Origin of the sequence: Streptomyces vulcanius, from assembly GCF_042653945.1 — a bacterium.
In the GTDB taxonomy this organism is placed as follows: domain Bacteria; phylum Actinomycetota; class Actinomycetes; order Streptomycetales; family Streptomycetaceae; genus Streptomyces; species Streptomyces mangrovi.
In genome coordinates, this window is the sequence record NZ_JBHSFK010000047.1 from 53,171 (window position 1) to 67,396 (window position 14,226).

A 14,226-nucleotide genomic window follows, 5' to 3' on the forward strand; every position below is an offset into this window, starting at 1 on the left:
GCACCGGTGGTTGGGGGGTCAGTGGTTGCGCGGGAAGCCCAGGTCGACGCCGGAGGGGGCGTCGGCCGGGTCGGGCCAGCGGGTGGTGACGACCTTGCCCCGGGTGTAGAAGTGGGTGCCGTCGTTGCCGTAGATGTGGTGGTCGCCGAAGAGGGAGTCCTTCCAGCCGCCGAAGCTGTGGTAGCCGACGGGGACCGGGATCGGGACGTTCACGCCGACCATGCCGGCCTCGATCTCCAGCTGGAAGCGGCGCGCGGCGCCGCCGTCCCGGGTGAAGATCGCGGTGCCGTTGCCGAAGGGCGAGCTGTTGATCAGCGCCACGCCCTCGTCGTACGACTCGACGCGCAGGACGCACAGGACCGGGCCGAAGATCTCGTCCTGGTAGGCCTTGGCGGTGGTGGGCACCTTGTCCAGCAGGGAGATGCCGATCCAGTGGCCGTCCTCGAAGCCGTCGACCGTGTAGCCGGTGCCGTCCAGGACCACCTCGGCGCCCTCGGCCGCCGCGCCCGTGACGTAGGACGCCACCTTGTCGCGGTGGACCGCCGTGATCAGCGGGCCCATCTCGGAGGCCGGGTCGTTGCCGGGGCCGATCTTGATCTTCTCGGCTCGTTCGCGGATCTTCGCGACCAGTTCGTCGCCGATCGCGCCCACCGCGACGACCGCCGAGATCGCCATGCAGCGCTCGCCCGCCGAGCCGTAGGCCGCCGAGACCGCGGCGTCGGCCGCCGCGTCCAGGTCGGCGTCCGGCAGGACCAGCATGTGGTTCTTCGCGCCGCCGAGGGCCTGGACGCGCTTGTGGTTCGCCGAGGCCGTGGTGTGGATGTAGCGGGCGATCGGGGTCGAGCCGACGAAGGAGACGGCCTTGACGTCCGGGTGGTCCAGGAGGCGGTCGACGGCCACCTTGTCGCCGTGGACGACGTTGAAGACGCCGTCCGGGAGGCCGGCTTCCGCGAGGAGTTCGGCGATCTTCAGGGACGCCGACGGGTCCTTCTCGGACGGCTTCAGCACGAACGTGTTGCCGCACGCGATGGCCATCGGGAACATCCACATCGGGACCATCGCCGGGAAGTTGAACGGCGTGATGCCCGCGACGACGCCCAGCGGCTGGCGGATGGAGGAGACGTCCACGCGGCTGGCGACCTGCGTCGACAGCTCGCCCTTCAGCTGCACGTTGATACCGCAGGCGAGGTCCACGATCTCCAGACCGCGGGCCACCTCGCCCAGCGCGTCGCTGTGCACCTTGCCGTGCTCGGCGGTGATCAGCTCGGCGATGGCGTCGCGGTTGGCGTCCAGCAGCGCGCGGAAGCGGAACAGGATCTCCGTGCGCTTGGCGAGGGACGACTGGCCCCAGGTGACGTAGGCGTCCTTGGCGGCCGCTACCGCCGCGTCGACCTCGTCCACGGTCGCGAACGCGACCTTCGTGGTGACCGCGCCGGTCGCCGGGTCCGTGACCGGACCGAACGTGCCCGACGCGCCTTCGACGGTCTTGCCGCCGATCCAGTGGTTGACGATCTTCGTCATGACCGAGTACTCCTTCACAGATGGCGGCGTCGGGTGGAGACGTGCCGTTCGTACAGCTCACGTGCCTTCACCGCGGACGATCGGGTCGCGGTCTCGGCCACAGGTACATCCCACCAGGCCTGCGCCGGCGGCGGGCCCGACACAGTGTCGGCCGTTTCGGTCTCGACGTAGACACAAGTGGGAGTGTCGGCGGCGCGCGCCTCGGCGAGGGCCTCGCGCAGTTCGCCGACGGTCTTCGCGCGCAGCACGCGCATGCCCAGGCTCGCCACGTTGGCGGCCAGGTCGACGGGGAGCGGCGCGCCCGTGAAGGTGCCGTCCGCCGCGGTGAAGCGGTACGCGGTGCCGAACCGCTCGCCGCCCACCGACTCCGAGAGCCCGCCGATCGAGGCGTAGCCGTGGTTCTGCACGAGCAGGATCTTGATGGCGATCCCCTCCTGCACTGCCGTCACGATCTCCGTCGGCATCATGAGATACGTTCCGTCGCCGACCAGCGCCCAGACCGGACGGTCGGGGGCCGCCAGCTTCACTCCGATGGCCGCCGGGATCTCGTAGCCCATACAGGAGTAGCCGTACTCCAGGTGGTACTGGTCCTTCGACCGCGCCCGCCAGAGTTTGTGCAGGTCGCCGGGGAGGGAGCCGGCCGCGTTGATGATCACGTCCGACTCGTCGGCCAGGGCGTCGAGCGCGCCGAGCACCTGCGACTGCGTCGGGCGTACGTCGGGCTCCTCGGCCTCGTAGCAGGCGTCGACGCGCTGCTCCCAGCGCTCCTTGTCCTCGCCGTACTCGGCGACGTACGCGTCCGCGACCCGGTGGCCCCGCAGCTCTTCGGCGAGCTGCCGCAGGCCGCTGCGGGCGTCCGCGATCAGCGGGAGGCCGGCGAGCTTGTGGCCGTCGAAGGAGGCGATGTTGAGGTTGAGGAAGCGGACTCCGTCGCCCTGGAACAGGGTGTTCGAGGCGGTGGTGAAGTCGGTGTAGCGGGTGCCCACGCCGATGATCAGGTCGGCGGTGCGGGCGAGTTCGTCGGCCGTCGCGGTGCCGGTGTGGCCCACTCCGCCGACGTCCTGGGGGTGGTCGTAGCGCAGCGAGCCCTTGCCGGCCTGGGTGGAGGCGACCGGGATGCCGGTGGCCTCGGCGAACTCGGCGAGGGCGTCCTCGGCGCGGCTGTGGTGGACACCTCCGCCGGCGACGATCAGGGGGCGGTCGGCCGACCTGATCGCGTGGGCCGCCGTGGCCAGTTCGACGGGGTCGGCTCCTGGACGTCGTACGGTCCACGTGCGCTCGGCGAAGAACTCGTCGGGCCAGTCGTAGGCCTCGGCCTGGACGTCCTGGGGCATCGCGAGGGTGACCGCGCCGGTCTCCACCGGGTCCGTCAGCACCCGCATCGCCTGGAGGGCGGCCGGGATCAGGGCCTCGGGGCGGGTGACGCGGTCGAAGTACTTCGAGACCGGGCGCAGGGTGTCGTTGACCGACACGTCGCCCGCGTACGGGACTTCGAGCTGCTGGAGGACGGGGTCCGCCACCCGGGTCGCGAAGATGTCACCGGGGAGGAGGAGGACGGGGATGTGGTTGACGGTCGCCAGGGCGGCGCCGGTGACCAGGTTGGTCGCGCCGGGGCCGATGGAGGTCGTCACCGCGTGGGTGGAGAGCCGGTTGGACTGGCGGGCGTAGCCCACCGCCGCGTGCACCATCGACTGCTCGTTGCGGCCCTGGTGGAACGGCATGTCGTCGCCGTACTCGATCAGCGCCTGGCCGAGGCCCGCGACGTTGCCGTGGCCGAAGATGCCCCAGGTCGCGCTGATGAGGCGCTGCCGTACGCCGTCGCGCTCGGTGTACTGGGCGGCGAGGAAGCGGACCAGTGCCTGGGCGACCGTAAGCCTGGTGGTCATCGGTAACCCTCCGTGTGGTCCGGGTGGAAGCAGATCCGCCACTCGCGGGTCTCGCCGGGGCCCGCCATGACGTTCAGGTAGTACATGGCGTGGCCCGGCTGGGCGATCGACGGGCCGTGCCAGCCGTCGGGAACGAGGACGGCGTCACCGGAACGGACCTCGGCGAGGACCTCGGAGCCGCCCTCGCGGGAGGGGGACACACGCTGGTAGCCGAAGCCGTTCGGGCCGTCGATCTCGAAGTAGTAGATCTCCTCGAGCTCGGCCTCCTCGCCCGGCCGGTTCTCGTCGTGCTTGTGCGGCGGGTACGAGGACCAGTTGCCGCCCGGGGTGATCACCTCGACGGCGATCAGCTTGTCGCAGTCGAAGGCGGCGGCGGAGGCGAAGTTGCGCACGTGGCGCAGCTGGTTGCCGCTGCCGCGTTCCTCGACGGGGACCTCCGGCGCGGGGCCGTAGCGGGCGGGGAGTTGTCGCTCGCACTTCGCTCCTGCCAGGGCGAAGCGGCCTCCCGCGCCGGAGGCGATCGTGGCCCGGGTGTCACGGGGAACGTACGCGAAGTCCGTTACGGACGCGAAAACGCTTTCCCTACCCGAGAGTTGAAACTCGTCACCCTCTGTTCGCACGGTACATCCGCCCTCCAGCGGAAGCACGATCCACTCGCTGTCGCGTGTGGTGAGGGTGTGGGTGCCCCCCGGCTCCAGTTCGACGATCCGCAGGCTGCTGTGGGTCCAGCCGGCCCGCTCCGGGTCGATGTCGAGGACGTGGTGCGCGTCGGCGGTGCTGCCGCGCGCGATGTACAGCTCGGTCTGAGTCATGCGGCCCTCACAGCAGTCCTACGGCGGTGTCCACGGCGGCGGTCACGTCCCCGTCCGCGGGGTACAGCAGCGAACGTCCGACCACCAGGCCCCGGACGGTGGGGAGTTGCAGCGCCCCGCGCCACTTCTCGTACGCCCCGTCCTGGTCGTCGCCGACTTCCCCGCCCAGGAGCACGGCGGGGAGGGTGGAGGTCTCCATGACCTCGGCCATGTCGTCCGGGTTCTCGGTGACGGGGAGCTTCAGCCAGGTGTAGGCCGAGGTGCCGCCGAGGCCGGACGCGATGGCGATGGACCTGGTGACGGCCTCGGCGGAGAGGTCGTTCTTCAGCTTGCCCTCGGGGGTGCGTCGGCTGATGAACGGCTCGACGAACAGGGGCAGTCGGCGGGCGGCCATGTCGTCGATGGCACGGGCCGTGGTCTCCAGGGTGGTGAGGGAGCCCGGGTCGTCGTAGTCGATGCGCAGCAGCAGCTTGCCCGCGTCGAGGTTCAGGCGCTGGATGTCCTCGGCGCGGTGGCCGGTGAAGCGGTCGTCGAGCTCGAAGACGGCGCCCTGGAGTCCGCCGCGGTTCATCGAGCCCATGACGACCTTGCCGTCGAGGGCGCCGAGGAGGAGCAGGTCGTCCAGGATGTCGGCGGTGGCGAGGACACCGTCCACGCCGGGCCGGGAGAGCGCCAGGCAGAGGCGCTCCAGCAGGTCGGCGCGGTTGGCCATGGCCAGCGGGTTGCCGCCGACGCCGAGCGCGCCCCGGGCGGGGTGGTCGGCGGCGACGATCATCAGCCGGCCGGAGTCGGCGATCAGCGGTCTGCGGACGCGGCGGGCGGCCGCCTCGGCGATGGCCTCGGGGTGCTCGGTGCGCAGCCGGACCAGCTCGGAGACGTCGACGCTCGGGGGCGCGCTCGTCCGGGGCTGCGTGATCATGCCCACGCAGCCCGTGTCGTCGGTCTCGTCCGTGACCCCACGCTTGCGCTTCACAGGACCGCTCCGGCCGTGATCGCGGCGTCCACCTCGGCGGCTGTCGGCATCGCCGAGGAGCACTCCAGGCGCGAGGCGACGATGGCGCCGGCGGCGTTGGCGTGGCGCATGATCTTCTCCAGGTCCCAGCCCGCGAGCAGGCCGTGGCAGAGGGAGCCGCCGAAGGCGTCACCGGCGCCCAGGCCGTTGAGGACGTTCACCGGCAGCGGCGGGACCTCGGCGGACTCGCCCTTGCTGTTGACGGCGAGGACACCCTTGGGGCCCTGCTTGACGACCGCGAGCTCGACGCCCGCGTCCAGCAGGGCCTGCGCGGCGGCCCGCGGTTCGCGTACGCCGGTGGCGACCTCCACCTCGTCGAGGTTGCCGACCGCGACGGTGGTGTGCTTGAGGGCCTCGGCGTAGAAGGGGCGGGCCGAGTCGGGGTCCGCCCAGAACATCGGGCGCCAGTCGAGGTCGAAGACCGTGGTGCCGGTCTTGGCCCGGTGCGCGAGGGCGGCGAGGGTCGCCGTACGGCTGGGCTCCTCGCTCAGGCCGGTGCCGGTGACCCAGAAGACGGCGGTCTCGCGGATGGCGTCGAGGTCCAGCTCGTGGGCGTCGATCTCCAGGTCCGGTGCCTTGGGGCGGCGGTAGAAGTACAGCGGGAAGTCGTCCGGCGGGAAGACCTCGCAGAAGGTGACCGGGGTCGGCAGGCCCGGGACCGGGGTGACCCAGCGGTCGTCCACGCCGAAGCCGCGCAGGGCCTCGTGCAGGTAGGTGCCGAAGGGGTCGTCGCCGGTGCGGGTGATCACGGCGGTGGACCGGCCGAGGCGGGCCGCGGCGACCGCGACGTTGGTCGCCGATCCGCCCAGGAACTTCCCGAAGGACGTGACCTGCGGGAGCGGCACGCCCGTCTGCAGCGGATAGAGGTCCACCCCGATCCGCCCCATGGTGATCAGGTCGTACGCCATCGAGTTCCCTTCGTGTCGGCTCGTCCCCGGCCCCGCGAACGGTCCCGTGTCGGCTCTCCACGGCTTTGTAGTCCCGTCCCGCGTACCCTGTCAATAGTTTGTCCAGACATTCGGACCAGGTCTTGACACCCCTCGGGTGAGCCCGCACGCTGGCGGCCATGACGTCGTTGTCACCTCAGTCACAGTCATCAGTTTCCGGGGTTTCCCGCATCCGCGTCGGATCGGCACCCGACAGCTGGGGCGTCTGGTTCCCGGACGACCCCGCCCAGGTCCCCTGGCAGCGCTTCCTCGACGAGGTCGCGCAGTCCGGCTACGAGTGGATCGAGCTGGGCCCCTACGGGTACCTGCCGACCGACCCGGCCGTCCTCACCGAGGAGACCGCGAAGCGCGGCCTGAAGGTCTCGGCCGGCACCGTCTTCACCGGGCTGCACCACGGCGAGGCCGTCTGGGACAAGACCTGGGCGCACGTCGCGGACAACGCGGTGCTCGCGCAGGCGATGGGCGCGAGGCATCTCGTCGTCATCCCGTCCTTCTGGCGGGACGACAAGACCGGCGAGGTGCTGGAGTCCGACACCCTCACGCCCGAGCAGTGGCGCAACCTGACCACGCTGACCGAGCGGCTGGGGCGGGAGGTGCGGGAGCGGTACGGGCTGCAGATCGTCGTCCATCCGCATGCCGACACGCATATCGACAGCGAGGAGAACGTCGTCCGCTTCCTGGACGGGACCGACTCCGGCCTCGTGTCGCTGTGCCTGGACACGGGGCACTACGCGTACTGCGGCGGGGACAGCGTCAAGCTGATCGAGACGTACGGGTCGCGGATCGGGTATCTGCATCTCAAGCAGGTCGATCCGGAGATCCTCGCCGACGTGAAGGCCAAGGGGACGCCGTTCGGGCCGGCCGTGGCGCAGGGGGTCATGTGCGAGCCGCCTGCCGGCGTGCCGGCGCTCGGGCCTGTGCTGGACGCTGCCGCGAAGCTGGATGTCGATCTGTTCGCGATCGTCGAGCAGGACATGTATCCGTGTGCGCCGGACACGCCCTTGCCGATTGCTCAGCGGACTCGGGCTTTCTTGAGGTCCTGCGGGGCTTAGGCGTTCTTCGTCTGCGGGTTGTGTGTGGCTGGTCGCGCCCACGCGGCGGAGCCGCAAATCGATACAGCCCCGCGCCCCTAGGGGAACTGTGGTGGCCGCTTCTAGCATGGGTGCCCATGACTGGGAGCGCTGTAAGCATCCGGCACGGGGAAGGAGCCGGTGGATCCTGGGAGTTGGCCTGTGGCGCTCCCCATCCCCGGCTGCGGCCCGGTGTGATGAGCTACCGCGGGATCCGGCTTGCCATGACTCGGCCCCGGCGGCGTCTCGAGGTGCCGATCGGGGCCGCTACCTTGCTGCTGGGGTTCGAGGGGCCCGTGCGGATCTCCCGGGACGGGCGGGCGCCGGACACGCTCGTGTCCGTGTACTGCGGGCCCACGACCATGCCGGCCGTCGGGGAGCACAGTGGGCGGATCTCGGGAGTCGAGGTGCTGCTGGCGCCCTGGGCGGCGTTCACGCTCTTCCGGACGCCGCAGCACGAACTCGCCAATCGGACCGTGGACCCGGACGAGTTGCCGCACGGCTTGGACTCGTCCCTCGGTGAACTCGCCTGCGGGCTGGCCGCGTTGCCGAGTTGGGAGCGGCGGTTCGCGTTGCTCGACGAGGTGTTCGGCCGCTGGCAGCAGTCCGGGACGCCGAGTTCGGAGCGGGTGGTGCGGGCCTGGTCCGTGCTGGTGGCGACGGGCGGCGCGATGCCGGTGCCCCGGCTGGCCGAGGAGGTCGGGTGGAGCGTACGGCAGCTGGAGAAGCGTTTCCGTGAGCAGATCGGACTCGGACCCAAGGCGGCGGCCCGGGTGCTGCGGCTGCAACGGGCCCGTCGGCTGCTGGCCGCCGGACGGGGCCCCGCCGAGACGGCCGCGCTGTGCGGGTTCTACGACCAGGCCCATCTCAGCGGGGAGTTCAAGGCGATGACCGGGTGCACTCCCGGTGAGTTCAGCAGGGCCAGGCGGGCGCCCTCGGGGGTGGCTCCGGTGGCGGACCGGATGAGCGGGGAGGCGACGAGCCTGGTGCTGCCGGCCGCGGCGGTGGATTGGTCCGGACCGGGTGCGGATTTCTCCAAGACCCGGCGGGCCGGCTGACCGGAGGCTGTAGTCGTCCAGCCAGTTGGTCCGGTCGTTTCTGGTCGGCACCGGTCGTTTCCGGTTGCTGCCGGTCGTTTCCGGGGGGATGGCGGGGAAGCGGGGTCGGGTCGGGTTCGTCGCAGCGAGCCCGGCCCACCTCCTTTTCCGGATTTCTGCATTTCTTCGTCGCTTCTGTCACAAACACCCCACTCCTGTCACATATGTTCCGCATACGCGGGCTGTTCGTCACACGTGGTCAACATCCGCTCGCACAGTGTCACACTGTGTCGTTCACGGGGCACAGGCTGGGTGATCACCAGCGCAGCGCCGGGCTCCCCCGGGCGGCCTCCAGGCCGCCGCCCCGCGTGCGCGGGGAGGTGCGAGTCATGACCGACCGACGGCTCTGGTCCTACAAGGAGATCGCGGCACACATCAGGGTGCAGCCGGACACCGTGCGCTCCTACCGCAAGCACGGGCTGCTGCCGCCGCCCGACCACGTCGAGGGCGGCAAGCCCTACTGGTACGCCGACACCGTGCGCGCCTGGGTGGCCGCGCGGCCGGGCAGCCGGGGGCGCCGGATCGACTGAATCCGGCCTCGGCACCTCAGCTCCAGGGCTCGATCACCGTCACTCCCGCCCCGGGCGCCGTGTCCAGCGCGGCCAGCGCGGCCGGTACGGCGTCCAGGGCGATCGTCGAGGTCACGAGCAGGTCGGGACGGAGCACGCCCGCCCTGACCGCCTCCAGCATCTCGGGGTAGGCGTGGGCCGCCATGCCGTGGCTGCCCAGGAGTTCCAGTTCGAGGGCGATGGCGCGGGCCAGCGGGACGGGGGTCGTACCGTCGGGTGAGGGGAGCAGGCCGACCTGGACATGACGGCCCCTGCGGCGCAGGCCGTTGACGGAGGCGGCGGAGGTGGCCGGGGAGCCGAGGGCGTCCAGGGAGAGATGGGCGCCGCCGCCGGTGAGGTCGCGGACCGCCGCCGCCGTGTCGGACACGGTCCGGGCGTCCACGCACTCCGCCGCACCGAACCTCCGCGCCAGGTCGAGGGCGCCCGGCGAGACGTCCACCGCCACCACCCGCGCCCCGCTCGCCGCCGCGATCATCACCGCCGACAGGCCCACCCCGCCGCAGCCGTGCACCGCGACCCACTCCCCCGCCGCGACCCGGCCCTGCCGTACGACGGCCCGGAACGCGGTGGCGAACCGGCAGCCCAGGGAGGCGGCCGTGGCGTAGGAGAGGTCGTCCGGGAGCGCCACCAGGTTCACGTCGGCGTGGTCCAGGGCGACGTACTGGGCGAAGGAGCCCCAGTGCGTGAAGCCGGGCTGGGTCTGGCGCTCGCACACCTGGTGGTCGCCGGCCGCGCAGGACGGGCAGCTGCCGCAGCCGCACACGAAGGGGACGGTGACCCGGTCACCCGGCCGCCAGCGGGTGACCAGCGCTCCGGTCTCCTCGACGACTCCGGCGAGTTCATGGCCGGGGACGTGCGGCAGGACGATGTCCGGGTCATGGCCCATCCAGCCGTGCCAGTCGCTGCGGCACAGGCCGGTGGCCTCGACGCGCACGACCACTCCGTGCCCGGTGGGCCGGGGGTCGGCCACCTCCCGTACCTCGGCCGGCTCGCCGTACCGCTCGAACACCACAGCCCGCATGGGTCACTCCCCGCTCCACACTCCGCCGGCTCCCGGATCTCCGCCGGCACTCGGATCTCGTCGAACGCTAGCCTCGGGCGTTGATCGTCCGCCGGGCGGGCGGGGCGTACCTCCCATAAGGTGCCGGTAAATCTGCCCTGTACCCGTACGAGGGGATTTGCCGTGACCTACTCCCCGCCGCCCGGCACACCCCGGGCCCGTATCCCCGGACCGCAGCAGCCTCCGCCGGCCCAGCCGCGGATCCGGGCCGGGCTGTGGAAGCGCTGCCTGGTGGGCGGACTGGGACTGTGGGCGCTCACCGCGCTCGTCACGTACGTCACGGGGAACACCGCCCTGCTGCCGACGCCGATCCTGCTCGGCAGCTTCCTGGTACCGGTCTGCTTCGTCCTGTGGGCGTACGAGTGGCACGGCCGTGACCTGGGCGTGAGCACGATCCTGGGCTGTTTCCTGACCGGCGGGACGCTGGGGGCGCTCGGCGCGTCGGTGATGGAGTCGTATCTGCTGCGGCCCTCGCTGTGGATGTTCGCGGGCGTCGGACTGATCGAGGAGGCGGTGAAGCTCGGCGCGCTGGTGTTCGTGCTGCGGCGGCAGACCCGGGTGCGGGGGCTGCGGGCGGGGCTGGTGCTGGGCGGGGCCGTCGGATTCGGGTTCGCGGCGCCGGAGAGCGCCGGGTACGCCTTCCACGCGGCCGTCTCGACCACCGGCGTCGATCTCGGGGCGCTCCTCGAGACCGAGATCCCGCGCGGGGTGCTCGCGCCGTTCGGGCACGGGCTGTGGACGGCGGTGGCCGGCGGTGTGCTGCTCGCGTACCGCCGCCCGAACGGGCGCTTCCGGTTCGCCACGCCGGTCGTCGGCGCGTACCTGGGCGTCTCCCTGCTGCACGCCCTGTGGGACTCCACACACGGCATCGCGATCCGGCTGGTGACCCGGCTGAGCGGCGCCGGCCCGGACCGGCGGCTGTTCGGTGAGGGGTACATCCCGGCGCCGACCACCGAACAGCAGCACCTCTTCACCCTGTTCTCGGTGGGAGGGATGGCTCTCGTGGCGCTGGCGGGGGTGGCCTGGGTGCGCTCCCTCGCGCGTCAGGATCCCTTCTGGAGTGGTCCCCGGAGTCCGTCTCCGGGTCGTTCCCGGAGCCCTTGGAGAAATACCCCCTAGGGGTATAGTGTCGGTTAGTGGGGGAGCCCTCGGGCTCCCCATCGACCCCACCTGTCTCTGCGAGGAGAACGACATGAGCGCCCACACCGACACCTCGGCCGCCGTCACCACCGTCTACAAGGTGAGCGGCATGAGCTGCGGCCACTGCGAGGGTGCCGTCTCGGGCGAACTCTCCGAGCTGCCCGGGGTCTCCTCGGTGAAGGCCGTCGCCGCCAGCGGCGAGGTCACGGTCGTCTCCGCCGCCGCCCTGGACGAGGAGGCCGTCCGCGCCGCGATCGACGAGGCCGGCTTCGAGCTCGTCGGCCAGGCCTGAATCACCCTCCGAGGGAAGCCCGCCGCCATGACCAGCAGCACTGTCACCGACACACCGATAGCCGACCCGGCCGCCTCTGAGATCGAACTGCTCATCGGCGGGATGACCTGCGCGACCTGCGCCACCCGTGTGGAGAAGAAACTCAACCGGATGGACGGCGTCACCGCGACGGTCAACTACGCCACCGAGAAGGCGCGGGTCAGCTACCCGGCCGGTGTCGGGGTCGCGGATCTGATCGCGACCGTGGTGAAGACCGGGTACACCGCCGAGGAGCCGGTCCGGCCGGTCCAGCCGGTCGGGGAGGAAGAGCCGGAGCCGGACCTCGAACTCGCCGCCCTGCGCCATCGGCTGCTCGTCTCGGTCCTCCTCGCCGTGCCCGTCGTGCTGATGGCGATGGTCCCGGCGTTGCAGTTCGACAACTGGCAGTGGCTCTCGCTGACGCTGGCCGCGCCGGTGGTCGTCCACGGCGGCGGGCCCTTCCACAAGGCCGCCTGGACGAATCTGCGGCACGGCGCCGCCACCATGGACACCCTCGTCTCGATCGGTACGCTCGCCGCGTTCGGCTGGTCGCTGTGGGCGCTGTTCCTCGGCGACGCCGGTATGCCCGGCATGCGGCACCCCTTCGAACTGACCCTCTCCCGCACGGACGGCTCCTCGGCGATCTACCTGGAGGTCGTCGCCGGGGTCACCGCCTTCCTCCTGCTCGGCCGCTATCTGGAGGCCCGCAGCAAGCGGAGCGCGGGGGCCGCGCTCAGGGCGCTGATGGAGCTGGGCGCCAAGGACGTCGCCGTACTGCGGACGGACGGACGGGAGGAGCGGATCCCGGTCGACCGGCTGGCCGTCGGGGACCGGTTCGTCGTCCGGCCCGGGGAGAAGGTCGCCACCGACGGAACGGTGGTGGAAGGGGTCTCGGCGGTCGACGCCTCGATGCTCACGGGTGAGTCGGTGCCGGTGGACGTCGGCCCCGGGGACGCCGTGACCGGCGCGACCGTGAACGCCGGCGGGCGGCTCGTCGTCGAGGCCACCCGGATCGGCGCCGACACCCGGCTCGCGCGGATGGCCAAGCTGGTCGAGGACGCGCAGAGCGGCAAGGCGGACGTGCAGCGGCTGGCCGACCGGGTCGCCGGGATCTTCGTACCGGTGGTGCTGGCGCTCGCGGTCGCGACCTTCGGCGGCTGGCTCGGCGCCACCGGGGACGCCGTCGCCGCGTTCACGGCCGCCGTCGCCGTCCTGATCATCGCGTGTCCGTGCGCGCTCGGTCTCGCGACCCCGACCGCGCTGCTTGTCGGTACCGGCCGGGGCGCGCAGCTCGGCATCCTCATCAAGGGGCCCGAGGTGCTGGAGTCCACGCGGCGCGTCGACACCGTCGTCCTCGACAAGACCGGGACCGTCACCACCGGCCGGATGACCCTCCACCAGGTGTACGTCGCCGACGGCGCCGACGAGGAGGAGCTGCTGCGGCTCGCGGGCGCCCTGGAGCACGCGTCCGAGCATCCGGTCGCCCGGGCGGTGGCCGCGGGCGCGGAGGAGCGGGTGGGGCGGCTGCCGGCCGTCGACCACTTCGAGAACGTGCCCGGACGGGGCGTGCGGGGGCGCGTGGAGGGGCGCGAGGTGGCCGTGGGGCGGCTTTTCGAAGAGCTTCCCCAGGACGTGGCCCGCGCCAAGGAAGAGGCCGAGCGCGGCGGCCGTACGGCTGTCGTCGTCGGGTGGGACGGAGCGGTGCGCGGTGTGCTCGCGGTCGCCGACACGGTCAAGGAGACCAGCGCGGAGGCCGTGCGGGAACTGCGCGCGCTGGGGCTCACGCCGGTGCTGCTGACCGGGGACAACCGGGCGGCGGCCGAGGCGGTGGCGGGCGCCGTCGGGATCGACGAGGTGATCGCCGAGGTGCTGCCCGAGGACAAGGTGGACGTCGTACGGCGGCTGCAGGGCGAGGGCCGGGTCGTGGCGATGGTCGGGGACGGCGTCAACGACGCCGCCGCGCTGGCCGCCGCCGATCTGGGGCTCGCCATGGGCACCGGGACGGACGCGGCGATCGAGGCGAGCGATCTGACGCTGGTGCGCGGGGATCTGCGGGTGGCGGCGGACGCCATCCGGCTGTCGCGGCGGACCCTGGCGACGATCAAGGGCAATCTCGTGTGGGCGTTCGGATACAACGTGGCGGCGCTGCCGCTGGCCGCGGCGGGACTGCTCAACCCGATGATCGCGGGTGCGGCGATGGCCTTCTCGTCGGTCTTCGTCGTCACGAACAGCCTGCGGCTGCGGGCCTTTCAGTAGGACTGTCGGACCTTACCGACGGTAAGACCGGACCTTTAGGCCTGACCCCCTGGAGTCCGGCGCGAGCCTCACATAAGCTCTTCACAAGGCTCGCGCATCATCCTTACGCTTGGGCCTCGATTGCTGTATCTGGGCCCTTGCGTATCTAACGGGACATATGCAAGAGACACAGATCACAGTGATGTGAACGTAACCACCGAAGGGGTTCGAAGGTCTAAGTTGACGGTGTCGGAAAGCGTCTTGGGGGGCGCCGACCGGCATCTGGGGATGTCTTGGGGGACTTCCTCAGAGATGCGTTGCCGGGGCACGTACACCGGGAAGCTTTGAGCGGCCCTCCCAGCGTGCGCGTCCCGGCAGATCGCACTGTGCGGTAGTGCGGCGAGTTCTGCTCGTTCTGCTCAACCGCGCGCACGACAACCGCACACACAACCGCATAACGAAACAGCGAATTCAGGCGCTGTCCTCACAAACGCCCGGCCGGATCCCGTGGGGGGAATCCGCACCGGGACATGGGAAGGCGCCCTGGACGTCGGCCCGTGGGGGGAC

12 protein-coding genes are annotated in these 14,226 nt (G+C 71.4%); 6 read left to right on the forward strand and 6 right to left on the reverse strand.

The features are described from left to right. Positions 1 to 18: 18 nt before the first annotated feature. Genes mmsA through iolC form a run of 5 tightly spaced genes read right to left on the reverse strand, consistent with a single transcriptional unit; the run spans position 19 to position 6,139 of the window. Positions 19 to 1,521 carry a CoA-acylating methylmalonate-semialdehyde dehydrogenase gene (gene mmsA, locus ACFPIH_RS46405; protein WP_381170597.1) on the reverse strand — a complete coding sequence of 501 codons (1,503 nt, stop codon included), beginning with the start codon at positions 1,519 to 1,521 and terminating at the stop codon, positions 19 to 21. 14 nt (positions 1,522 to 1,535) lie between these two features. Continuing rightward, positions 1,536 to 3,407, reverse strand: a complete 1,872-nt coding sequence (gene iolD, locus ACFPIH_RS46410; protein WP_381170595.1) for a 3D-(3,5/4)-trihydroxycyclohexane-1,2-dione acylhydrolase (decyclizing) — start codon at positions 3,405 to 3,407, stop codon at positions 1,536 to 1,538. Beyond that, the gene (gene iolB, locus ACFPIH_RS46415; RefSeq protein WP_381170593.1) at positions 3,404 to 4,219 is read right to left on the reverse strand and encodes a 5-deoxy-glucuronate isomerase; all 816 of its coding nucleotides are present in this window, start codon (positions 4,217 to 4,219) and stop codon (positions 3,404 to 3,406) included. Before iolB ends, iolD begins: the two co-directional genes overlap by 4 nt. A 7-nt stretch (positions 4,220 to 4,226) precedes the next feature. Continuing rightward, on the reverse strand, positions 4,227 to 5,138 hold the full coding sequence (locus tag ACFPIH_RS46420) for a Cgl0159 family (beta/alpha)8-fold protein (RefSeq protein WP_381170741.1): 912 nt from the start codon (positions 5,136 to 5,138) through the stop codon (positions 4,227 to 4,229). A 50-nt stretch (positions 5,139 to 5,188) separates the two neighbouring features. Beyond that, positions 5,189 to 6,139, reverse strand: coding sequence for a 5-dehydro-2-deoxygluconokinase (gene iolC, locus ACFPIH_RS46425; RefSeq protein ID WP_381170591.1), 951 nt, complete (start codon positions 6,137 to 6,139; stop codon positions 5,189 to 5,191). A 158-nt stretch (positions 6,140 to 6,297) separates the two neighbouring features. Here iolC and ACFPIH_RS46430 point away from each other — a divergent pair, with 158 nt between their 5' ends. From ACFPIH_RS46430 to ACFPIH_RS46440, 3 genes are all read left to right on the forward strand, one after another. Further along, on the forward strand, positions 6,298 to 7,230 hold the full coding sequence (locus ACFPIH_RS46430; protein ID WP_381170589.1) for a sugar phosphate isomerase/epimerase family protein: 933 nt from the start codon (positions 6,298 to 6,300) through the stop codon (positions 7,228 to 7,230). Positions 7,231 to 7,472: 242 nt separating this feature from the next. Further along, complete coding sequence (locus ACFPIH_RS46435; RefSeq protein ID WP_381170587.1) at positions 7,473 to 8,306, forward strand: helix-turn-helix domain-containing protein; 834 nt, start codon at positions 7,473 to 7,475, stop codon at positions 8,304 to 8,306. 368 nt (positions 8,307 to 8,674) lie between these two features. Next, on the forward strand, positions 8,675 to 8,875 hold the full coding sequence (locus ACFPIH_RS46440) for a helix-turn-helix transcriptional regulator (RefSeq protein WP_381170585.1): 201 nt from the start codon (positions 8,675 to 8,677) through the stop codon (positions 8,873 to 8,875). Between the two features lie 16 nt (positions 8,876 to 8,891). Here ACFPIH_RS46440 and ACFPIH_RS46445 read toward each other — a convergent pair whose 3' ends face one another. Further along, positions 8,892 to 9,935, reverse strand: a complete 1,044-nt coding sequence (locus tag ACFPIH_RS46445) for a zinc-dependent alcohol dehydrogenase family protein (RefSeq protein ID WP_381170582.1) — start codon at positions 9,933 to 9,935, stop codon at positions 8,892 to 8,894. A gap of 162 nt (positions 9,936 to 10,097) precedes the next feature. Here ACFPIH_RS46445 and ACFPIH_RS46450 point away from each other — a divergent pair, with 162 nt between their 5' ends. From ACFPIH_RS46450 to ACFPIH_RS46460, 3 genes are all read left to right on the forward strand, one after another. Beyond that, a complete protein-coding gene (locus tag ACFPIH_RS46450; RefSeq protein ID WP_381170580.1) occupies positions 10,098 to 11,093 on the forward strand; it encodes a PrsW family intramembrane metalloprotease in 996 nt (331 codons plus the stop codon). Between the two features lie 73 nt (positions 11,094 to 11,166). Further along, on the forward strand, positions 11,167 to 11,406 hold the full coding sequence (locus ACFPIH_RS46455) for a heavy-metal-associated domain-containing protein (RefSeq protein ID WP_381170578.1): 240 nt from the start codon (positions 11,167 to 11,169) through the stop codon (positions 11,404 to 11,406). A gap of 27 nt (positions 11,407 to 11,433) precedes the next feature. After that, positions 11,434 to 13,680: a heavy metal translocating P-type ATPase gene (locus tag ACFPIH_RS46460; RefSeq protein ID WP_381170576.1), complete on the forward strand. Its 2,247-nt coding sequence runs from the start codon at positions 11,434 to 11,436 to the stop codon at positions 13,678 to 13,680. The last annotated feature ends 546 nt before the right edge of the window (positions 13,681 to 14,226 follow it).